Source organism: Clostridium sp. DJ247 (assembly GCF_014231265.1).
Genome location: NZ_JABAIW010000033.1, coordinates 30,558 through 51,484, shown reverse-complemented (window position 1 = coordinate 51,484; position 20,927 = coordinate 30,558). Strand labels below are relative to the sequence as shown.

Sequence of the window (20,927 nt, the reverse complement as noted above, 5' to 3'; positions counted from 1 at the left end):
ACAAATTCTTAATACACAATATATCAGAACTTATAACGTTATTGATACTAATGTTATAAGTATCAAGACACTTTATTTTTAGGGTAAGACAATCAAACATAAGTTTATAAAATTTAAGTTTTATTAATTATAATGCAGGAGAAATCCTGCTTTTTAATTTATATTCCCAAATAGGCACCAATGGTTTATAATGTAGAATGTGGTATTATTAACTAGAAAAATGAGGGAGAAAAATGAATAACTATATTTATAAGAAATATCAAAGAATATTAGCTTTATTCTGTAGTATTATAGTGGCTGGGGGCTTAATAGTAGGATGTACAACCGAAGATAAGTCTACAACAGCTCAAAATAGCGTAGTTACATCACAGCAACAACAAGACCAAGCTAAATTAGATGCAGATAAAAAAGCTAAAGAAGAAGCAGAATTAAAAGCCAAGCAAGAAAGTGAATTAAAAGCACAGCAGGAAGCTGAAGCAAAGGCTAAACAAGAAGCAGAGCTTAAAGCAAAACAAGAGGAAGAAGCTAAAGCAAAAGCATCTGCACAACAGCAGGTCAGTATTGAAAATAACAATAATTCAAATAATGTACAACAGGTAGATAATAAAAGCATAATAGTTTTTGGTACAAAAACAGGTCATAAGTACCATAGAGATGGATGCAGATATTTAAGTAAAAGCAGGATTCCTATGACTTTATCTAATGCGAAAGAATCTGGGCTTACTCCATGTTCAGTATGCAATCCACCAAACTAACACAGAGGTACAATTAAATTTGTACCTTATTTTTTATTGGTAAATACTTGTATACTAAAGAAAGTTAGTAGTATAATGTCAATAAGTAGGATATGTAAGGATTCTTTATAAGAATTAAGTAAGATTGGCTTAAATACTAGGGTTTATCATGCCTTTTCTTTTCACTTATTTAGCTGACATGCTAGGTAGTACTAGAGAAACAATATCTAGATGTATAAACAGTTTTGAAAAAAAAGGTATGATAAAATTTTTAGGTAAAAAGATAGTGGTTAAAGACCCTAAAGAGCTATCTATATATTTTAGAGGTATTTAGGTGAATTTTATAAATAATAAAGCCATCTTAAGCAAAACAGCATAGAATGGCTTTAATCGTAAATATTTAATATAATACTTTAACACATTCCTAATATCTCTTCATAATATTTAATTATGTTAGAGTTTATAAAGCCCTTTCTTTGTATCTATTTGTCTTCTATTACAGTTATATTTTTTGTAGTTTTTTCAAGAGCATTATCTATTGTGCAAAATTTGTAATCATTTTTTTCAAATTCTTTTAATATTTGATGAAGTGGTGAATCCTGTGAATAACTATAAACCGGATAACCTTTTTCATTCCTTTTTAAATCTATATATTCAAATTCAATATACGGATGATAAAATAAGCTTGCAAGCATGTTATCATCTATATTTTTTATTTTATTTAACATATTCCTACAATCATCTTTTCCATTTAAGTATCCTAAGGGAGTTGGAATATATATAACTTTTCTTTCACTATTATTAAACTTTACAATGTCACTACATTCTGTAAAACCTCCATCTTTTGAATAAGGCTGATACATAAACTTAAAAAATTTTTCTATTACTTTCATTTGATTAGGTAATATAGCGTAATGAGGTGCTTCAAAAAAATCGCAGTTTATATCTAATGCCTTTGCAGTTTCAATAGCTTCAACTACTCTTTCTTTTGCATATTCTGTATCTTTTGGAATATTATCTTTTTTACTCATATGAAACTCTATTCCATCAATACTTTTAGTACCATCATATTGATGTGTATATCCATGAAGTCCTATAATTCCATTTCTATTTATTATATAGTCTAATGTAAATACAAAATCTGCATTAAACATATTATAGTTTTTTAACAAATTGTTATCTATATTCATAGATGGATCTATGTATCTAGGAACCCATGCAACATAAAATACTATATTCTTACTATATAAATAATCCGCTATAATTCTTAACTTCTCTAAGGAGTCGCAAGAATTATAAAGCCCGCCTGCTGCAATATCTTCTAACCTAATTAAAGCTACTTTTCCTTCATTATGTGTGCTATTTAAAACAATTTTTTCTGTATTTTTATAAAAACTTATTTCTGTATTTTTCTCATCCCAGTAAGTTTTTAAATCAAATATATTAGTAAAATCAAACATAGAGATATAAAAAACCTTTTGTTTTAAAATGGCTTTATGTCTTAATTGTTGTGTTTTTTTATTTATTTTATAACTACCTTCATTAACATCAATAAATGCATCTATTGAATTGAAGTTTAATTCCACTACACCATTTTTTACTGTAAACTTTCCGCCTGAATTATTTACTACTTCGTTTGCAGGTATATAATATACACTATTCTTTATACCTATTGGTAAGTTAACTTTAATTTTTCTATTTTCATAAAATAAATCTACATTATCTTTTTTCATATTTAATTCATCTAATGAAAATTGTTGCTCCTTAGTTTCATTAAAACTGCTTTTAATATTAAATGTATCATTTTTTAAATTTATTAAACCTAAAGTAAAAGTAATTACAATTACCAAAATGATAATTTTATAAGTTTTCATTACATCACTTCTTTCATTCATTATATGGACTATATTACTATTTAGAACTTTTAAATTATACTTATTTATTGTTTTATTTATATAAAAAATTATGCATAAAACTTATAAAAGTTTTACATAATAGCTCCCTACACTCCTCAAGAGGTACAATTAATTTTGTACCTCATTTTTTATTGTGTATATCTTTGAGATGAATATTATATTTGGCACAGATTATGTTTTTAAAGAATATACTACAAATAGATAAAATTATAACTCACTATAATAAGTTCCAAATAGTTAACAAGGGGAGGAACAATAGCAATATGAAGACAATAATTAATTTTTATTTAGCATTAGAAGAAAATGAGGACTTATACGCAGATTTTGAAAATGGCATAGAAACTGATAACCCTATGTACCTAACACTTCAAGCAGGGGATACAATTATATCTCCTAAAGAAGAAAAAACAGAATATGTAGTAGATAAGATTGTTAAAAATTTTTATGATGAAAAATTAGAAGTGTATATATCAAGAACAAAAAGCAATACTGAAATATTAGATGAAATTGGAGTAATAGCTAATAAGACGCTACAAACTATGCTAGATTCATTTAAGGATGTTTTTGGAGAATTAGATAAGAATGAAGATACTGATCAATCAGTAGATAAAAAAATTCATAACTTGAAAATAATTGACTATATAAAAGATAATAAAGAAAAATAGAATATAATAGTATACTGAAAATAGAAAAGTAGTAAAAATAAAAGTTGTCATTGTTATATGGCAGCTTTTTATTTTTGTACTAATGTGATAAATATCACATTATTTTTAGAGATATTATGATATGTTAAATATATAACAAACGGAAAACAGGAAGAGGGTGGATTTTATTTGTATAAGCAAGAAATTAGTAAATTTAGTGGGGCTGCTATAAAAAAAGCAGATGCCATAAAACAAAGTAAAGGAAAGTATTTAGTGGCTTCGGCATTAGCAGGAATGTTTGTAGGCTTTGGAATTTTACTTATCTTTACTATAGGAGGATTACTTGACTCTGTAAATGCAGTGGCTACTAAAATTGTAATGGGAGCATCCTTTGGAATTGCCTTAAGTTTAGTATTGATGGCAGGCTCTGAGTTATTTACTGGGAATAACTTAATAATGACTGTTGGAGCTTTAGAAAGAAAAGTTAAGTGGAATTCTGTTTGGAGCATATGGATTTTTAGTTTTATTGGAAATTTTATAGGTTCTATAGTTTTATCTGCATTATTTGTGTTAGCTGGATTAGGTAAAGGTACAACTGCAGATTTCATATTAAAAACAGCTGCAATTAAGATGAGTACACCTTTTATACAGCTATTTATAAGAGGAATTTTGTGTAATATATTATTATGTTTAGCGGTATGCTGCTTCTTTAAACTTAAGGATGAGACAGCTAAACTTATAGTGATATTTTGGTGCCTCTTTGCCTTTATAACTTCTGGTTTTGAGCAGAGTGTAGCTAATATGACCTTGTTAACTACTGCTTTAATAATACCACACAAAGATATTATATCTATAGGAGGATTAGCTTATAACTTAACAGCAGTAACCTTAGGAAATATAGTAGGTGGAGCCATATTTGTAGGTTTAGCTTATTGGTATGTTTCAAAGGAAAATCTTAAGGATTAAATAAAAATTATTAATAATGAATAGGAGGTCCAAAATGGGATACAAGCTAACTAAAAAGAGTTTTAACGATTTTTTAAATAATATAAGTGAAGAATATAAAATATATGCTCCAATTCTTTTAAAAGGTAAAGGAACATTTTCAGATACAGATTCTATAAGGTATAGTTTAATTAGGAATATTGAAGATATAGTATTTGATAAGAAATCAAGTTTCTCACCTAAGGAAGTAATATTGCCAATTACACAGACCTTATTTTATTTTACAGAAGACTCTATAATAGAACCAAAGGTAGAGGGTAAGAAAATACTATTATTCCTAAGAAGTTGTGATATTCACGCTGTTAGGAGATTAGATGAGATTTATCTAAGAAACGGTTATGAAGACCCTTACTATAAGAAACTAAGAGACAAGGTTAAATTTGTACTTATGGAATGCGAAAATAGTTTTGAAAATTGCTTCTGTGTGAGCATGGGTACTAATAAAACAGAAGAATATAGTTTATTTGTTAAAGTAGCTAACGAAGATATATTAATAGAATGTAAAGATGAAAGCTTTAGACCCTGTTTAAATAATGAGGAAGCTTATGAAGTTGTACCTAAATTTATAGAATCCAACGAAATAGAAGTAACTATACCAAAAAATTTGGATCAAAAGATATTTAACTGGGACGGATGGAAGGAATATTCCGAAAGATGTATTGCCTGTGGAAGATGTAATACTGTATGTGGGACTTGCAGTTGTTTCACTATGCAGGATATATCTTATAAAGATAACAATAAATCCGGTGAGAGAAGAAGAGTATGGTCATCTTGTCAGATAGATGGCTTTACAGATATGGCAGGTGGACATAGTTTCAGAAAAGATAAAGGGGATAGAATGAGGTTTAAAGTAATGCATAAGATATATGACTTTAATAAGAGGTTTGGATATCATATGTGTGTAGGTTGTGGTAGATGTGATGATGTTTGCCCAGAATATATATCCTTCTCTAATTGTGTTAATAAATTAAATAAAGCTGTAGAAGAGGTGAAATAAATGGAGAATATTTATTTACCAAAAGCAAGTAAAATAATAAGCATAACTCCACATACTGATATTGATTATACTTTTAGAATGGAATATAGAGGCGACGTAAAACCTGGGCAATTTTTCGAAGTTTCAATACCTAAATATGGTGAAGCTCCTATATCTGTATGTGAAATAGGGGATGGATATATAGATCTAACTATTAGACGTGTTGGTGTAGTTACTGACGTTATGCATACTTTCTTTCCAGGTGATATTCTCTTTATGAGAGGTCCTTATGGAAATGGTTTTGATATTGATCTATATAAAAATAAGGAATTAATTATTGCTGCAGGAGGAACTGGTCTAGCGCCAGTTAAAGGAGTTATTGATTACTTTTCTCATAATAGAAATGACATAATAAAATTAAATGTACTAATAGGATTTAAATCTCCTAAAGATGTGTTATTTAAAAATCATATTGAGAGATGGAAAAATAGCATAGAAATTACTCAAACTGTTGATCAAGCAAGTAAGGATTATAAAGGAAATGTAGGATTAATAACTAACTATGTTAAAGACATAAATATAAAAGATTTAGAAGAAGCACAAGTTATAATAGTTGGACCACCTATAATGATGAAATTCACAGTTGCTGAATTTATAAAAAGAGGTATAAAAGAGAAAAATATTTGGGTTTCTTATGAAAGAAAAATGTGTTGTGGTGTTGGTAAATGTGGCCATTGTAAGATAGATGATACCTACATTTGTTTAGAAGGCCCAGTATTTAATTATAGCAAAGCAAAAAATTTAATGGACTAAAGGGGGGAGCTTTGTGGATATTAATACAAAAGTTCTTAAGAAGAATGCTTTTAGAGTAACAAAGGAGAGAGGGAAAACTGCTATCAGAATTAGAGTTCCTGGAGGTCATATGGAAGCTAAATACTTTCAATTACTTCAGGAGGTAGCAGAAAAGTACGGTAACGGAACTGTTCATCTTACAACAAGACAAGGCTTTGAAATTCCAGGCATAAACATGAAGCATATACCAGAAATAAACGAACTTATACAACCTATAATAGAAGGGTTAGAAATAAATCAGGTTAGCCCACGTACAGGCTATTCAGCTTCAGGCACAAGGAATGTGTCTGCATGTGTAGGTAACAAGGTCTGTCCATTTGCCAATTATGATACATCTGAGTTCGCACTAAGAATTGAAAAAGCTATATTTCCTAATGATCGCCATGTAAAAATAGCTTTAACTGGATGTCCAAATGATTGTATAAAATCTAGAATGCACGACTTTGGTATAATAGGTATGACAGAGCCTCAATATGATAGCTATAGATGTATAGGATGCAAAGCCTGTGTAAATAACTGTAAAAAGAGATCAACGGTGGCATTAAGTTTTGAAAATTTTAAGGTTGTAAGAGATCATAGTAAGTGTATAGGTTGTGGTGAATGTGTTGGTAAGTGCCCAACAGCAGCATGGACTCGAAGCGAAGAGAAATATTATAAACTAGTTATTATGGGTAGAACGGGGAAGAAAAATCCTAGATTAGCTCAGGATTTTATAACCTGGATTGATGAAGATAGTATAATAAAAATCATATTAAATACCTACGACTATATAGAAGAGTACATTGATAAAGAGGCTCCGCTGGGAAAAGAACATATAGGCTATATTGTAGATAGAACTGGTTATCAAGAGTTTAAGAAATGGGCACTAAAAGACGTTAAGTTAGGACCAAAAGCGGAAGTTAAGGATTATATAAACTGGTAAAGGTCATATATCTGTATAATACTAAATAATTATGAGATAAGCCTAAAGGACCTAAGATGGTTATTGAACTATTTTAGGTCTTTTATTTATTAATAACATAAAAACTTAAATCATTAAACAAGCTGCTATACGTACTAAATAAAATCAGTTTTATAAAAGAAATAAAGCAAAAATATTAATGAAAAGATAGTAGTTGCTTTATTTCTTTCTCTATAAATATAATACCTACCCTAAGAACTCAGGATAGTGTTGATGATCAGCTCTTATGGCTTTTCTAAGTATAGTCATATCAATTTTTTGTCTTTCTCTATCAAAAACACAAGGGTACTTATGTCCGCATTCATCACATTCTAGATATTCTTTAGAATCTGTCTGCTCTCTGTTATCAAATAGAAAGGGTAGAGGCTCGTTTTCAATACTTCGTGATTCAGTATTTGGAGTACTAATTTTATATGTGTATAAATAAGTTGCTTCTCGCTTCATGGAAAATTTACTGTTATTACAATTAGGGCATATGAGTGATTTATTTAAATACAATTTTAATTCATTCCTTTCTATATTAAAGTATATATATGATTTTAGTTTTCCACTGAACAATTTTTATAAACATAAATTTTATAATATAAAACTTAATTTCTAAATTACTACAGTTTTACCGATGAAAATTAGAATATTATTCAAAATAATTAGGATTGGGTTATATGCCCAATCCTAATTATTTTAGGTTTAGATATTGTTTTTATAGTTCAATTAAAGTTGTAGAGAATGCTAATTAAACAGCTACTACAGTACCACTCCATTTACCACATCTATCACTAAAATAACCTACTACAGTTTCATTACTTAATATCTTTACAACTTCACAACCATTAGAACATCCGTTGCACTCAAAACTTCTAGATACAAATTCCATATCAGCTAAATCAAAACCTTTAAATTTTGTATTACTTCCACTCTTTTCAAGGAATTCTTTAGCTAAAATAGCTGATCCAATCGCTCCCATGACCTTATAATTTGGAGGAATAGTTACTTTACATCCTAATGCCTCTTCAAAAGCTGCCTTCATTCCAATGTTTGCAGCAACACCACCCTGGAAGAATATATCTGATTTGATTTCCTTTCCTTTTGCCACATTATTGAGATAATTTCTAACCAGTGCCTCACAAAGTCCTTTAATAATATCTTTTTCGCTGTAACCCAACTGTTGTTTATGTATCATATCTGACTCTGCAAAGACAGCACATCTTCCAGCAATTCTAACTGAAGCGGATGATTTTAAGGCATAGTCTCCAAATTCCTCTATAGGGATTTCTAGTCTTTCTGCCTGCCTATCTAAGAAAGAACCTGTTCCAGCAGCACATACAGTATTCATAGCAAAGTCTGTTACAACACCATTATTTAATATAATGATTTTAGAGTCCTGACCACCAATCTCAATTATAGTTTTCACGTCTTTATTAGCGTTTAATGAAGCAACTGCATGAGCAGTTATCTCATTCTTTATTACATCTGCTCCTATTAAAAAGGATGCAATTTGTCTTCCACTACCAGTGGTACCAACACCTTTTATCTGTTTTCCATCATACTTTTTCTTTAAAAACTTAAAACCCTCTTGAATTGCATTTATTGGTCTTCCTTTAGTTCTTAAATAAAGTGATTCAATTACATTCATGTTGTTATCCAGTAGTACTATATCAGTACTAACAGACCCAACATCAACTCCCATATAATACATTATCTCTTCTCCTTTCAAGTAAATCTATAAATGCTTCAATTCTAGTTATATATCCGGCCTCGCCGGTCATTTCATCAACTACTAAAGTTAATATAGGAAAATCCTTATCCTTAGATATTGTAGGAAGAATAGCTTTAGATACAATCTCAGGCATGCAACCCATTGGGAATATTTGAATTGCACCGTCAAATCCTTGTTCTTTTGCTAACACTGCTTCCCCAATACATTCTCGTGCATGGCCGCCAATATATAATGGAAGATACTCTTTTGAAGCTCTTCTGATATCTAGGGAATTTAGTTTCACTGTAGTTAGAGCTGTATTTTTAACCCACCAACTAGGGGTTAAATGACGATTACTTGCAACACCATATTCCATAAGTTTATCTTCTATATATAGGTTCGAAAAGGGTTCTATAACAGTATATATTTCTCCTATAATAGCTATCTTTAGAGGTTTTTTTGTTTTATCAATGGGAACTTCTTTTAATAATTTTCCATATTTCTTTATATGATTAATCATTTCTAATGGAGTTTTACAATTAAAAGCTTCTTTTTGGCATTGATTTAATATTTTTCTGCACTGACCTTTAGTAACTTCATAACCCGAAAGAAGCTTTACGTTCTTTTCTAATTTATCCATTAAATTAATAATGGTATAAGCATCTTTTAATACTTTAAGCTTTTCTAATTTAGATTTTTTACTATTGCTAGTAAGCATTATAAGCCTATTAAAAAGTTCTTTAATCCCAATGTCTCCAGGGCTATCTAATACTATAAAAGTTAAATTATAACCTAACTTCTTTAGTAAATTTATTTGAAGTTCACAATATTCACCGAACCTGCAGGGTCCACAGCTTCCTACTATAAGAATAGTATCTGCACCTTGCTTTATACTTTCTATATAGTTTCCTATCATAATTTTAAATGGAAGACAAATTTCTTCTGGAGAATATAAGGAGCCTATCTCTAGAGCAGCCTTATTGCTCAAAGGGGGGATTATATAATCTAAGCCTAATCCATCAAAAAGTGCTTTTGCAGCATAACAAGTATTACCTAGATGAGGCAGTGTAATTTTCATTAATAATACACCTCCTGTCTAACATATCAGCAAAAGCTTCTAATCTTGTATCAAAACCAGCCTCTCCTGTATGTTCATCTATTTTTAATATGAGAAGCGGAAAAGCTTGAACTTTATCTTTTATAAGTTCTATTACTACAGAATCTATACCGCAAGCAAAAGAAGATATATAAACAATTCCATTTATAGCGTTTTGCTCAGCAAGATATGTAGCAAATCCATAAGAATTTTTAGCAAAAGTCCAAAAAGGTCTTTTAAATAAATCCTTTGATTTAGCAGCTATAATATCCTTTTTTATATTTTCCTCTGTTATTACGCCTATACCTAGTGCATTTAGCTTTTTTACTAAGTTCATATTTACGAAATCATCATAAATAGTATAAGGATGGCCTACTAAAGCTACATTTAATTTATATCCTTCATTCTTTATTCCACAGTTGTATTCATGTTGTTTTTCCAAAGATAACTTATAAGCCTTTTTGATTTTTAATATGTTTCTTGTAAAGTATGAACCTGTTTCCATAGCCCAATTTTTAAGACTTCTTTCTGAAGAAGCATATATTGGATTTGTTATGGTTCTTGGCATATTTGGTATATTGTTTATTACCATTTCAGGAAGCCCACAGAATTTAGGGCATATAAATTCTTTTGTATCTAGCTGCATCACTCTTGGAATAAACAGAATATCACAATGATCCTTTATTTGTGCAATATGCCCATGAAAGACTTTTACAGGTAAGCAAGCCTCATCTACACAATATTTTACTCCCATATCTAGTATTTCTTTATTAGTTGCATCTGAAGTAATAACTTCAGCACCTAATTCTGTAAAAAAGGTTTCAATAAAGGGGTAGTACTTGTAATATAATAGCCCCTTAGGTATGCCTACTTTCATTTAAAACGCTCCTTTTAGTTATCAACAAAACTTTATATATCTACATTTGTATATTTTACCTTAATGTATAAATATTATTCATTTATTTGTTAGGACTATTAAAAAAATAATAGTTTTTACTATAAGTTATTTTTAAGAGCAAAGGAGATTAGTCATAATATACATATTAATTATTATGTAAACAAAATGTTGAAAATAATGTATAGACGAGTATAATATTTAATTGTAGGCAAATATTATACTGTTTTGCTTGAGAGGAAACAAAGCATATTAAAGATATACAACCTTATATAAGTGAAAGTACTAAATAGTTATTGAATATTTTTCCACTTAAATTCTGTCAAAAAAAATATTTATTAATAGCTTCAATAGTATTTTTCTACTATTGAAGCTATTATATTTTTTATTTTTATAAATAAACAAGAATAAAGTCGAAAAGAATTTTTGTTTTAATTTAGGCTTCCTATAGAATTCCCAGCAATTATCACAACGCCTATTTAAGAGGGGATTAGCAGGATAGAGAATATATAAACAAATTTGCGGCACCAGTAATTATACATGTATATACCAATTTAAAAATATTTTTAGCCAAATTACAGTGTTTTTAAAAATGAAGAAAAAACAGAATTTAAATTATATATATTATATATAAATGTTCGTTTTTGCTGCAATTGATAATATTATCAATTGAAACTTATAATTTTATAAGCTTGAAAATTTATAAAATTATAAGTCAAATAAAATTATATAATACATTTTGTTATTATTTTAATACCATATGTTTTTTGAATTCATAACAACTTAATACTCCATGGTTAGTTATTAAAATTCACGTACAACTTAATTTATAAATATATTTAATAATAAATTACTATAATAAGCAGGATTTTAAAGTATTTCTATAGAATATTATATTCGCTAAATATACATTTCTTAAACTTCGCGTCTCAGGGGAGGCGAGTTTATATAACGCAATAAAATCAATGCTTCAATCACATTTAAGGAGGTTTTTTATGACTAGAGGCAGAACTATAACTTTTAAGTATAAGCATTTTAAATACGATGATAACAATATTAAAAAAATGCTATCTGTTAATCTACCCCCTAAAGACGAACAAGAATTAAATAAAATATATAATCAATATGAATCTTTAGGTGTTCGTCGTGGTTATGAATACATAATAAAAGACTTATATATCTTGGTAATAAAAAATTCTATCAGCACTACTGACATAGCTAAAATTTATGACGTTGGAGTTCGCACCGTGCAAATATGGTTAAAGGAATTAGGATTAAACAGAACACCAAAAGAAGCTCAAGAAATTGCCGTAACCAAAAGAGATTATAAAACTATAAGATCTTCTTTCAAAAGAACTATGCTAGATAGAATGTTTGACACTCAATTAAATGGATCTAAAGTCGAAAATTATATTAGACATCAATTAAATCTACTTTTAACTGAGAAACTTAAAGAATATGAAGTTATAGTCGGTATAAATACCCTAGGAATTATTAATATGGAGACAGATATTCCAATAATCATAATAAAAGATAAATCCATTATTAAGTTTATATTAGAAGTTGATGGGTATATTACCCATGATACTAACAAAGGTATTAAGAGAGACGAAAAAAAGAGTGCCTTAGCTAAAAGTAAGGGATATAAGTTATTAAGATTAGACACAAAAGCTTATTCCTCAAAAGATGATATTATATATAAATCCGATTTACAAAATAAGCTAGTTAATTTAATTGATGAAATAATCAAAGAAGCGGAAGGAATATAATACTATGAAATATGATTTTGCAGCACTAAGAAATGGCGATTTACCTGAGCAGGTAACAAATTTCTTAAATTATTTAGAAACAATAAAGGGTAAATCTCAAAATACATTAAATGCTTATAGAATTGATTTGACTATGTTTTTTAGATTTATAAAAATATACAAAAGATTACCTTATGATGAGGATTTAGAATTTGAGGAAATACCTATATACGATATAGATGATTATATTATAAAAAGAATAAAGCTAGCAGATCTATACGCCTTTTTGTCTTTCACAGAAAAATATAGATCAAACAGCGCCTATGCTAGAGCAAGAAAAGTTGCTACTTTAAAATCTTTCTTTAAATTTCTTAGTGGTAAAGCAAAAATTATAGATGAAAATCCAGCGATAGAATTAGAGTCTCCAAAAATAAGTAAAAGAAACCCTACGTATCTTACTTTAGAAGAAAGCAAATCACTTTTAAGAGCTATAGACGGAAGAAACAAAGAAAGAGATTACTGTATAATAACTTTGTTTTTAAATTGCGGACTCAGACTTTCAGAGTTATGTGGTATTAATATATCAAATATTAAAGATGATGTTTTAACGGTTATAGGGAAAGGAAACAAAGAAAGAACAGTATATTTAAATAACGCATGCATAAAATCTATAAATAACTATATCAATGTTCGCAACAAAAATATTGATAAAATAATCGATAAAGATGCTCTTTTTATAAGTAAAAATAATACAAGAGTAAGTAAAAGAACAGTAGAAGTTATGTTAAAAAAATACCTAAGTGCTGCCGGATTGGATACTGTTAAATATACTCCACATAAACTAAGGCACACCGCTGCCACTCTTATGTACAAGCATGGCAATGTAGATATACGAAGTCTTCAAAAAATTCTAGGCCACGAAAATGTATCTACAACTCAAATATATACTCATGTAGATGACGACCAACTAAGAGAAGCAGTAAGATCTAATCCTCTAAGTGACGAATAACCTAAGCACCTTTATAAAATAAATAAAAATAGAGTATAAAAAAATGGCTTCTGATGGTGTACCCACAGAAACCATTTTTTTATATACCCTATTTTTTAAATCTTATAAGCCCTGGATACTCCTCGAAAATAGTATCTTCAAACTTATCTTTATCCTCCAGCACCTCGCTAAGACCTTCTATATCATCTATGTATTCTATATTTTCATCCCAGTTATCATTGTAGCTGTCGTCGCTTAATTCATCATCATATTCCTGATTTAAAATCACGGATTCGCCGTTGTCTTCGTCATAAAAATCTACCTTGTTTAATTGATAATCATTTTCATTACTACCAACATCATTGCTCTCTTTAGCTAACTCTTTTTCAACTTCTATAGATTCTTTATCATCATCCACAATCTCATCAATCTTTATGGCTTTCATATCAAATCCCTGGGCCTCTAAGCACTTACCGCAGTTATTACATAATTTACTAGAGTTTAGATCACATCTATCACATTCCCCACAATTGTTACATGGTTTACTTGTTTTAAAAATACAGTACTCTCTATTCATAGATACTTCCTTTCTATTCTCAACTATAAGTATTAACGGTCTACACTATATTATACATAATATAATTATAATTCCAAGTATATTTTATAGATAAATAACTATAAATCTTTACATTTCAATTTAATATAGGGTTCCTAGCTCGAAACTTAACTTATACGTAGGAATATATTGACAGAACTGAAGCACATTTAAAAACTTTTTTATCAGTCTTAGTGAAGTGTTTTAGAAAATCTTAGAACCTTAGATTGTCTGAGTGAAGCGAGTTTATCAAAGGTTCTTAGGTTTTCTAAAACACGAACTTTAGACTGATTAAAAGTTTTTAACGTGTTGAAGTTTGGCAACATATTCCGGAGTATAAGTTAAGTTTCCACCGCAGAACCCTATATATGCAAATCGATAATTTAAATAGAACATAAGTTTGATATTTATCTATACATATGTTATAATTCATATAATTAGATTAGAGAGGTGTTTTTTATGACAGGACATAAGAATAATAAACAGCTAGAAATATTTGAATTTATAAAAAGTCAGATCAGAGAAAAAGGCTATCCACCATCAGTTAGAGAAATTTGTGCTGCCGTGGATTTAAAATCAACCTCTACAGTTCATGGTCATCTAGAAAGGCTGGAAAAGAAAGGGCTTATAAGGAGAGATCCTACCAAACCTAGAACTATTGAGGTTATAGAAAACTCTTCTAATAAAAAAGAAATTGTTAATATACCAATAGTTGGAACCGTAACTGCAGGTATGCCTATTTTAGCTGTAGAAAATATAGAAGATGTTTTTCCCATACCTATGGATTATGTAAAAAGTAACAATGAACTATTTATGCTAAGAGTAAGTGGCGAAAGCATGATTGACGCTGGCATACTAGATGGTGATCTATCTATAATTGAAAGAACAAATTCCGCAGAAAACGGAGAAATTATTGTAGCATTAATAGAGAATGAGGCCACACTAAAAAGATTCTTTAAAGAAAAAGATCATATAAGACTTCAACCTGAAAACAAAACTATGAACCCTATCATAGTACCAGACTGTCAAGTAATCGGTAAACTAGTAGGCATTTATAGACAGTATTAATTCTTTATAAAGTGAAACTTGAATCAGATGGGGCTTTGACCCCAACTGATTCTTAGTTGAACGAATCCAGGGACGTAGCCGCTCTTTACTCCCACTTTTAAGAAGATGGGAGTATTAGAGCGGGTAGTCATCGGATAAAAATAAAAAGTGGTATACCACTTTTTATTTTTATACTTTTAGTTGAGTCCTTGCAAGCCTTCGTTCTAGCATTCCCGTTGTCAAATATATACCTATAAATACCAGTAATCCTCCATAAACTTGCGCCGATGTAATCTTATTACCAAGAATCCAACTAATAATCGCTGTAAAAACAGGAATAAAGTTTAAAAATATCCCCGCCTGACTGGCTCCAATTTCTCGAATAGATATATTCCAAAAAACAAAAGAGCATACTGACGGAAAAATTATCATATAAAGAATTCCAGTCATACCTACCGAAGTAATTTTAGTCATGTCAATCCCTTGATAAATAGCAAAAGGAGCCATCATAAGTACAGCAATTAGAGCAGATACTGCAGTAGCAGTTATAGGAGGTATCTCTTTAAGTCTTTTCCCTAATATAGAATACAAGGTCCATATTATAATAGCAGCAATCATAATCAAATCCCCTTTATTGTATTTTACTTGTAGGATTTGAACTAAATCTCCTCGCGTTAGTACTACCAAAACACCTATTAAAGAAACCACAAGTCCTGATACTTGTATCCACGAAATCCTCTCTCGAAGTAAAAAAACTGAAAATAATACTATTACTCCAGGATTTAACGCATTAATTAATGCAGCATTGATTGCAGAGGTATAATCTAGAGCTGAATAAAGAGCTAAATTATACCCTATAATTCCTAATGCTCCCATGATAGCCAAGGTGGGTAAAGCCTTGCTTAAGGAATTCCACTTTGGCTTTTCAATAAAATATGCAACGGGAAGCAATAAGAAGATTGCTCCTATCCAACGAGAAAAGGTAATCCAAAGTGGTGTAATCTCTGCTACTACATATTTCCCAAATACATAATTCCCTGCCCAAAACAAATTACATATAATAAGCAATAACCAAACTCGATACTTCTTCATATTTTCCAACTCCTTTATACAAATGGTATTTTTAAATAAAAAACTAAACAAGTAACTTAAATATATTCTTATAGTAAGTTACTCGTTTAGTTTTATTATTTTATAATTTTAGATAATGCTATTAATATTCCTATTTTAGCATGATCAAAAGTAAGTCCACCTTGAAGATATGCTATATACGGTTCTCTAATAGGTGCATCGGCAGATAACTCTATGGACGCACCCTGTATAAATGCCCCTGCAGCCATTATTACTTGATCTGTATACCCCGGCATATCCCATGGTTCACACTGCACAAAGGAATCTATTGGTGATCCTAATTGAATACCCTTGCAGAAGTTTATAAGTTTTTCTTTATCATTAAATTTAATGGCTTGAATTATGTCACTTCTTTTATCCGTATACTTAGGAAGGACTTCAAAACCCGCTAATTCCATTATTCTAGCACAGAATAGTGCTCCCTTAACCGCTTCTATGGATATATGCGGTGCTAAGAATAAACCTTGGTATAAAAGCCTCATAACTCCGAAAGTTGAGCCGCACTCCCCACCTATGCCAGGTACTGTTAACCTGTAAGCTGCTTGAGTAACATACTCCTCTTTACCTGCTATATATCCCCCAGTTGGCGCTATTCCACCACCTATGTTTTTAATTAAAGATCCAGCAACTAAGTCTGCACCTACGTCTGTAGGCTCTTTTGAATCTATAAATTCACCATAACAGTTATCAACGAAACATATAGCATTAGGATTAATATTCTTTACAAAGCTTACTATGTCTCCAATTTGTGAAACTAAAAGTGAGTTTCTCCAACCATATCCTGTAGATCTTTGTATATGAACTATTTTTATAGTTTTATCATTTTCAAGCTCATGCTTAATTTTATCAAAATTTATGTTTCCTTCTTCAGTTAAATCTACTTGTTTATATTTAACTCCATATTCTTTTAAGGACCCTATGTTTTCATTACCGCTTATTCCTATAACATTATGTAAAGTATCATATGGTTTTCCACATACGGATAAAAGTGTGTCTCCAGGTCTTAAATTGCCGAATAAAGCCGCTCCAATGGCATGAGTACCATTAACAAAGTGAGGTCTAACTAAAGCACTTTCGCTGTTAAAAATTCTTGCATATACTTTATCAAGAGAATCTCTGCCTATATCGCCATAACCATATCCTGAAGAGTTCGTGAAGTGTGCGTCACTAATTCTTTCTGCTTGTAATGCACTTAAAACCTTTAGTTGGTTGTACTCTCTGATTTCATCATAAACTGAAAATTGTTCACTCACATCTTGCATAGCTTGGTCATATAATTTAATTACATCATCATTTATTCCATATACAGATTTTAATTGATCTTTTGTTAAATCTATCATTTTTATTTAGTACCCTCCCGTTAAGTCTAAAAAATTAACACAAAAATTATAATAACACATAAAAAAAGAATAGGCAAATCAGCCTATTCTTAGCATTTACTAGCCTTCATTTTCTTGAACATTATTAAATAAAACTGGTCTAATAGGTGTAATAGTAGATATGGCATGCTTATATACCATCATCTGCTTACCATCGCAATCTAAGATTACTGTAAAGCTATCAAAACCTTTTACATTCCCCTTTATTTGAAACCCATTTGTTAAATGTATAGTAACTTGAGTTCTATTCTTTCTTGCTCCGTTTAAAAAAATATCCTGTAAATTATTTGCTGTTTTACTCATATTCTTCGCCCTCCGCTAACGTTTATTTTATATTAATTCTATAAATATTATAAAATTCCTTTTTATTTATAAGAATTCTTTAATGAAATAAATTTTTCAATTATATCTTCTACTATTTCATCTTCAGAATCAAACTTATCCTTATCTATCCAAATAACTCTTTTATCTTTTCTAAACCAAGTAAGTTGTCTTTTAGCATAATTTCTGCTTCCCTTTTTTATCAAATATACAGCTTCTTCAAGTGATATACTTCCATCTAAAAAATATAAAATTTCCTTATAGCCTATTCCTTTCATGGATTGCATATCAGCAGTGCAGCCCATGGCTTTTAATTTTTTAACTTCATCTATAAGTCCATTATATATCATTATGTCTACCCTTTTATTTATCCTATCATATAATTTTGCTCTATCCATAGTTAAAACAAAATAAAATACATTATAAGGTATATCATAAATGTCATTTTCCATATTACATTGACTTATAGTCTTACCAGTAAGCTTATATACCTCTAGAGCTCTTATAACTCTCTTCAAATCATTTGGATACAATCTATTATATGAATCAATGTCTATATCCTTTAAAAGTTCATGTACATACTCTTTACCTTTGTCACTAGCTAACTTTTGGAGATATTCTCTATAATCTTCATCTACATTAGCTTCTGTAAAGTCATAGTTGTATATTAAAGAGTTTATATATAGCCCAGTACCACCAACCAACATAGGAAGCTTATTCTTATGTGATATAGCATCAATTTTTTTTTCAGATAATGCTTTAAATTGTGAAACATTAAAACTTTCATGAGGATCTACTATGTCAATTAAATGATGAGGTATTCCCTGCATCTCTTCCTTTGATATTTTTGCTGAACCTATATCCATATATTCATAAATTTGCATAGAATCAGCTGATAATATCTCTCCTTTAAGTTTTTTAGCCAGTTTAATGGAAATATCTGTTTTCCCTACCGCTGTGGGTCCAGCTAGTATAAATAAATCTTTCATAAAATCCCTCTTTTGCTACTGTATTCTCTTAAATCTTTTTTCTAATTCATTTAATGTAACTTTTATTATTGTTGGTCTTCCGTGAGGACATGTAAAAGGATCATTAATGAATCTTAGGTCTTCTATTAGAGTTTTCATTTCTATATTTGACAGAGAATCACTAGCTTTAATAGCAGCTTTACAAGCAAGTGTGGCTATTTTATTATACTTTACTTCCCAAGTCTCACCAGAACCCATATTTTTTAAATTGTCTATTAAATCCATAAATAGATTTTTTACATTTGGCTTACCCAGTATAAGAGGAACTTCACGTATACTTACTGTATTGTCACCAAAAAGTTCTATATTAAAACCTATATTAGTAAATACTTCTTTATTTTCTATAAAATAAGAAAAATCCTCTGGTGAAAGTTCAATAATGGACGGTGTCATTAAAATTTGACACATAACATTTTGCTCCTGAATACTTTTTTTGTATTTCTCAAATAATATCTTTTCATGTGCTGCATGTTGGTCAATAACATAAAGATTATTCATTGCTTCAGCTAAAATATATGTATTATTGAACTGACCAATGATATTTAGTGAAGGAAACTTTGCTAGAGATTCTTTAGAGGACGCTCTAGCAATTTCAACATCTTCAGGTATATTTGATTCAGTATGTTTAACTTCTTCATCATGCTGCCTTTGTGATGTATTATTTATATTATTTGAGTTATACAATTCTTTTGGTTCTTTTATGGCTATATTGGTACTTACATTATGATCTTTTCCATTATATTGGTAATCATAATTTTTATTATTGCCATATTCTTCTTTTTTATAATTATTTTCATTAAAAGAATTTAAGTCTATAGGAAGTTGTACTGTTATATTTTCTGTCTTAGATTTTTCAATATTATTTTGTTGATCCTCATTATTTATATCATCAAAAGGTACATTAAAAGAATCCTTTAAACTGTTCCTCAAAGCTTCATGTACTGCATCAAAAACTAATTTGAATATTTCTCTATCATCACTAAACTTAATTTCAGCTTTAGTTGGATGAACATTAACATCTATATATTCTGGGAAGATATCCAAAAATACTATAAAAAACGGATACTTATTTACTGTTAAAAAAGATTTAAATGCATTTTCCACTGCAGCAGTGATAAGCTTATTTTTTATATATCTTTTATTGACAAATATACTTTGGTTATTTCTACTTCCCCTACTTATTTCTGAATTACCTATATATCCATAAACCGAAGCAACATCTGAATGTTTTTCAAAGTAGGTTATGTTATCACATATAGATTTACCATATATAGATCTAACTGCATCTAGTAATTTTCCTGTTCCATATGTGTTAACAACTTTTTTTTCATTATTGATAAGTTTGAAGGATATATCAGCATGTGAAAGTGCAAGTCTATTGACAATATCTGATATATACGCAGCCTCTCTACTTGATGATTTCAAAAACTTTTGTCTAGCTGGTACATTAAAAAATAAGTTGTTAACCTCTATAGTTGTTCCTATATTGCATCCTGTATCCCTTACGTAGTTCAGCACTCCGCCATTAAAGGAAATCTCTTTTCCGAAATCAAATTCTTCTGTTCTGCTTTTTAATATAGTATTAGATACTGCAGCAATACTAGCTAAAGCTTCCCCTCTAAAACCCATAGTATTTATATTGAATATATCTTCTATATCCTGTATTTTACTAGTAGCATGTGGAAGAAATGCCTTTTCTATATCCTCAGGATGTATTCCTATCCCGTTATCTATTATTTTTATACTCTTTTGACCACCATCTACTATTTCTATGGTTATATTATTTGCTTTAGAGTCAATACTGTTTTCCACTAGCTCCTTAACCACTGAAGATGGACGCTCCACTACTTCACCAGCAGCAATTTTATTTGATGTTTCAGAGCTTAATAAATTTATTCTGCTCAACTTGTCACCT

At 29.7% G+C, this 20,927-nt stretch carries 21 protein-coding genes; 10 read left to right on the top strand and 11 right to left on the bottom strand.

Features of this window, described 5'->3' with window-relative positions; genetic code table 11:
- Positions 1-233 precede the first annotated feature (233 nt).
- Positions 234-755 carry a cell envelope integrity protein TolA gene (locus HGI79_RS13945; RefSeq protein ID WP_185651304.1) on the top strand — a complete coding sequence of 174 codons (522 nt, stop codon included), beginning with the start codon at positions 234-236 and terminating at the stop codon, positions 753-755.
- Between the two features lie 178 nt (positions 756-933).
- Positions 934-1,068, top strand: a complete 135-nt coding sequence (locus HGI79_RS13940; RefSeq protein ID WP_241428218.1) for a helix-turn-helix domain-containing protein — start codon at positions 934-936, stop codon at positions 1,066-1,068.
- Positions 1,069-1,216: 148 nt separating this feature from the next.
- Here the strand turns inward: HGI79_RS13940 and HGI79_RS13935 are convergent, their stop codons facing one another.
- Positions 1,217-2,629: a DUF2334 domain-containing protein gene (locus HGI79_RS13935; RefSeq protein WP_241428217.1), complete on the bottom strand. Its 1,413-nt coding sequence runs from the start codon at positions 2,627-2,629 to the stop codon at positions 1,217-1,219.
- Between the two features lie 284 nt (positions 2,630-2,913).
- Between HGI79_RS13935 and HGI79_RS13930 the strand changes: the two genes are divergently transcribed.
- From HGI79_RS13930 to asrC, 5 genes are all read left to right on the top strand, one after another.
- Positions 2,914-3,315 (top strand): hypothetical protein, encoded by a 402-nt coding sequence (locus HGI79_RS13930; RefSeq protein WP_185651302.1) that lies wholly within the window; start codon positions 2,914-2,916, stop codon positions 3,313-3,315.
- Between the two features lie 168 nt (positions 3,316-3,483).
- Positions 3,484-4,260: a formate/nitrite transporter family protein gene (locus tag HGI79_RS13925; RefSeq protein WP_185651301.1), complete on the top strand. Its 777-nt coding sequence runs from the start codon at positions 3,484-3,486 to the stop codon at positions 4,258-4,260.
- 34 nt (positions 4,261-4,294) lie between these two features.
- On the top strand, positions 4,295-5,296 hold the full coding sequence (asrA, locus tag HGI79_RS13920) for an anaerobic sulfite reductase subunit AsrA (RefSeq protein ID WP_185651300.1): 1,002 nt from the start codon (positions 4,295-4,297) through the stop codon (positions 5,294-5,296).
- On the top strand, positions 5,297-6,088 hold the full coding sequence (asrB, locus tag HGI79_RS13915) for an anaerobic sulfite reductase subunit AsrB (protein WP_185651299.1): 792 nt from the start codon (positions 5,297-5,299) through the stop codon (positions 6,086-6,088).
- 13 nt (positions 6,089-6,101) lie between these two features.
- Positions 6,102-7,049: a sulfite reductase subunit C gene (asrC, locus tag HGI79_RS13910; RefSeq protein ID WP_185651298.1), complete on the top strand. Its 948-nt coding sequence runs from the start codon at positions 6,102-6,104 to the stop codon at positions 7,047-7,049.
- Positions 7,050-7,274: 225 nt separating this feature from the next.
- Here asrC and HGI79_RS13905 read toward each other — a convergent pair whose 3' ends face one another.
- The 4 genes from HGI79_RS13905 to HGI79_RS13890 form a co-directional block, all read right to left on the bottom strand.
- Positions 7,275-7,532 (bottom strand): hypothetical protein, encoded by a 258-nt coding sequence (locus tag HGI79_RS13905; RefSeq protein ID WP_185651297.1) that lies wholly within the window; start codon positions 7,530-7,532, stop codon positions 7,275-7,277.
- Positions 7,533-7,821: 289 nt separating this feature from the next.
- Positions 7,822-8,784 (bottom strand): acyl-CoA dehydratase activase, encoded by a 963-nt coding sequence (locus tag HGI79_RS13900; protein WP_185651296.1) that lies wholly within the window; start codon positions 8,782-8,784, stop codon positions 7,822-7,824.
- On the bottom strand, positions 8,765-9,862 hold the full coding sequence (locus HGI79_RS13895; RefSeq protein ID WP_185651295.1) for a 2-hydroxyglutaryl-CoA dehydratase: 1,098 nt from the start codon (positions 9,860-9,862) through the stop codon (positions 8,765-8,767). The genes HGI79_RS13900 and HGI79_RS13895 overlap by 20 nt, the downstream gene beginning before the upstream one ends.
- A complete protein-coding gene (locus HGI79_RS13890) occupies positions 9,834-10,757 on the bottom strand; it encodes an acyl-CoA dehydratase activase-related protein (protein WP_185651294.1) in 924 nt (307 codons plus the stop codon). The genes HGI79_RS13895 and HGI79_RS13890 overlap by 29 nt, the downstream gene beginning before the upstream one ends.
- A 1,013-nt stretch (positions 10,758-11,770) precedes the next feature.
- Here HGI79_RS13890 and HGI79_RS13885 point away from each other — a divergent pair.
- Complete coding sequence (locus HGI79_RS13885; RefSeq protein ID WP_185651293.1) at positions 11,771-12,544, top strand: hypothetical protein; 774 nt, start codon at positions 11,771-11,773, stop codon at positions 12,542-12,544.
- Between the two features lie 4 nt (positions 12,545-12,548).
- Positions 12,549-13,532, top strand: a complete 984-nt coding sequence (locus HGI79_RS13880; protein ID WP_185651292.1) for a tyrosine recombinase XerC — start codon at positions 12,549-12,551, stop codon at positions 13,530-13,532.
- 88 nt (positions 13,533-13,620) lie between these two features.
- On the opposite strand, the gene HGI79_RS13875 is transcribed toward HGI79_RS13880, so the two are convergent.
- A complete protein-coding gene (locus tag HGI79_RS13875) occupies positions 13,621-14,088 on the bottom strand; it encodes a hypothetical protein (protein WP_185651291.1) in 468 nt (155 codons plus the stop codon).
- A 477-nt stretch (positions 14,089-14,565) separates the two neighbouring features.
- Here HGI79_RS13875 and lexA point away from each other — a divergent pair, with 477 nt between their 5' ends.
- Entirely contained in the window at positions 14,566-15,174 is a 609-nt protein-coding gene (gene lexA, locus HGI79_RS13870) for a transcriptional repressor LexA (RefSeq protein ID WP_185651290.1), read from the top strand.
- Positions 15,175-15,342: 168 nt separating this feature from the next.
- On the opposite strand, the gene HGI79_RS13865 is transcribed toward lexA, so the two are convergent.
- The 5 genes from HGI79_RS13865 to mutL all read right to left on the bottom strand — a co-directional run bounded on the left by HGI79_RS13865 (position 15,343) and on the right by mutL (position 20,917).
- Positions 15,343-16,245, bottom strand: a complete 903-nt coding sequence (locus tag HGI79_RS13865; protein ID WP_185651289.1) for a DMT family transporter — start codon at positions 16,243-16,245, stop codon at positions 15,343-15,345.
- Between the two features lie 95 nt (positions 16,246-16,340).
- The gene (locus HGI79_RS13860) at positions 16,341-17,624 is read right to left on the bottom strand and encodes a methionine gamma-lyase family protein (protein ID WP_185651288.1); all 1,284 of its coding nucleotides are present in this window, start codon (positions 17,622-17,624) and stop codon (positions 16,341-16,343) included.
- A gap of 99 nt (positions 17,625-17,723) precedes the next feature.
- The gene (gene hfq / locus HGI79_RS13855; RefSeq protein WP_185651287.1) at positions 17,724-17,966 is read right to left on the bottom strand and encodes an RNA chaperone Hfq; all 243 of its coding nucleotides are present in this window, start codon (positions 17,964-17,966) and stop codon (positions 17,724-17,726) included.
- 62 nt (positions 17,967-18,028) lie between these two features.
- Positions 18,029-18,973, bottom strand: coding sequence for a tRNA (adenosine(37)-N6)-dimethylallyltransferase MiaA (miaA, locus tag HGI79_RS13850; protein ID WP_185651286.1), 945 nt, complete (start codon positions 18,971-18,973; stop codon positions 18,029-18,031).
- A 15-nt stretch (positions 18,974-18,988) separates the two neighbouring features.
- Positions 18,989-20,917 carry a DNA mismatch repair endonuclease MutL gene (mutL, locus tag HGI79_RS13845; protein ID WP_185651285.1) on the bottom strand — a complete coding sequence of 643 codons (1,929 nt, stop codon included), beginning with the start codon at positions 20,915-20,917 and terminating at the stop codon, positions 18,989-18,991.
- Positions 20,918-20,927: the final 10 nt, after the last annotated feature.

What these genes read in the sequence shown, in the direction of transcription:
- HGI79_RS13945 (WP_185651304.1), top strand. Translation starts at nt 234, where the DNA reads ATGAATAACTATATTTATAAGAAATATCAAAGAATATTAGCTTTATTC.
- HGI79_RS13940 (WP_241428218.1), top strand. Translation starts at nt 934, where the DNA reads ATGCTAGGTAGTACTAGAGAAACAATATCTAGATGTATAAACAGTTTT.
- HGI79_RS13935 (WP_241428217.1), bottom strand. Translation starts at nt 2,629, where the DNA reads ATGAATGAAAGAAGTGATGTAATGAAAACTTATAAAATTATCATTTTG.
- HGI79_RS13930 (WP_185651302.1), top strand. Translation starts at nt 2,914, where the DNA reads ATGAAGACAATAATTAATTTTTATTTAGCATTAGAAGAAAATGAGGAC.
- asrA (WP_185651300.1), top strand. Translation starts at nt 4,295, where the DNA reads ATGGGATACAAGCTAACTAAAAAGAGTTTTAACGATTTTTTAAATAAT.
- asrB (WP_185651299.1), top strand. Translation starts at nt 5,297, where the DNA reads ATGGAGAATATTTATTTACCAAAAGCAAGTAAAATAATAAGCATAACT.
- HGI79_RS13905 (WP_185651297.1), bottom strand. Translation starts at nt 7,532, where the DNA reads ATGAAGCGAGAAGCAACTTATTTATACACATATAAAATTAGTACTCCA.
- HGI79_RS13900 (WP_185651296.1), bottom strand. Translation starts at nt 8,784, where the DNA reads ATGTATTATATGGGAGTTGATGTTGGGTCTGTTAGTACTGATATAGTA.
- HGI79_RS13895 (WP_185651295.1), bottom strand. Translation starts at nt 9,862, where the DNA reads ATGAAAATTACACTGCCTCATCTAGGTAATACTTGTTATGCTGCAAAA.
- HGI79_RS13890 (WP_185651294.1), bottom strand. Translation starts at nt 10,757, where the DNA reads ATGAAAGTAGGCATACCTAAGGGGCTATTATATTACAAGTACTACCCC.
- HGI79_RS13885 (WP_185651293.1), top strand. Translation starts at nt 11,771, where the DNA reads ATGACTAGAGGCAGAACTATAACTTTTAAGTATAAGCATTTTAAATAC.
- HGI79_RS13880 (WP_185651292.1), top strand. Translation starts at nt 12,549, where the DNA reads ATGAAATATGATTTTGCAGCACTAAGAAATGGCGATTTACCTGAGCAG.
- HGI79_RS13875 (WP_185651291.1), bottom strand. Translation starts at nt 14,088, where the DNA reads ATGAATAGAGAGTACTGTATTTTTAAAACAAGTAAACCATGTAACAAT.
- lexA (WP_185651290.1), top strand. Translation starts at nt 14,566, where the DNA reads ATGACAGGACATAAGAATAATAAACAGCTAGAAATATTTGAATTTATA.
- HGI79_RS13865 (WP_185651289.1), bottom strand. Translation starts at nt 16,245, where the DNA reads ATGAAGAAGTATCGAGTTTGGTTATTGCTTATTATATGTAATTTGTTT.
- HGI79_RS13860 (WP_185651288.1), bottom strand. Translation starts at nt 17,624, where the DNA reads ATGATAGATTTAACAAAAGATCAATTAAAATCTGTATATGGAATAAAT.
- hfq (WP_185651287.1), bottom strand. Translation starts at nt 17,966, where the DNA reads ATGAGTAAAACAGCAAATAATTTACAGGATATTTTTTTAAACGGAGCA.
- miaA (WP_185651286.1), bottom strand. Translation starts at nt 18,973, where the DNA reads ATGAAAGATTTATTTATACTAGCTGGACCCACAGCGGTAGGGAAAACA.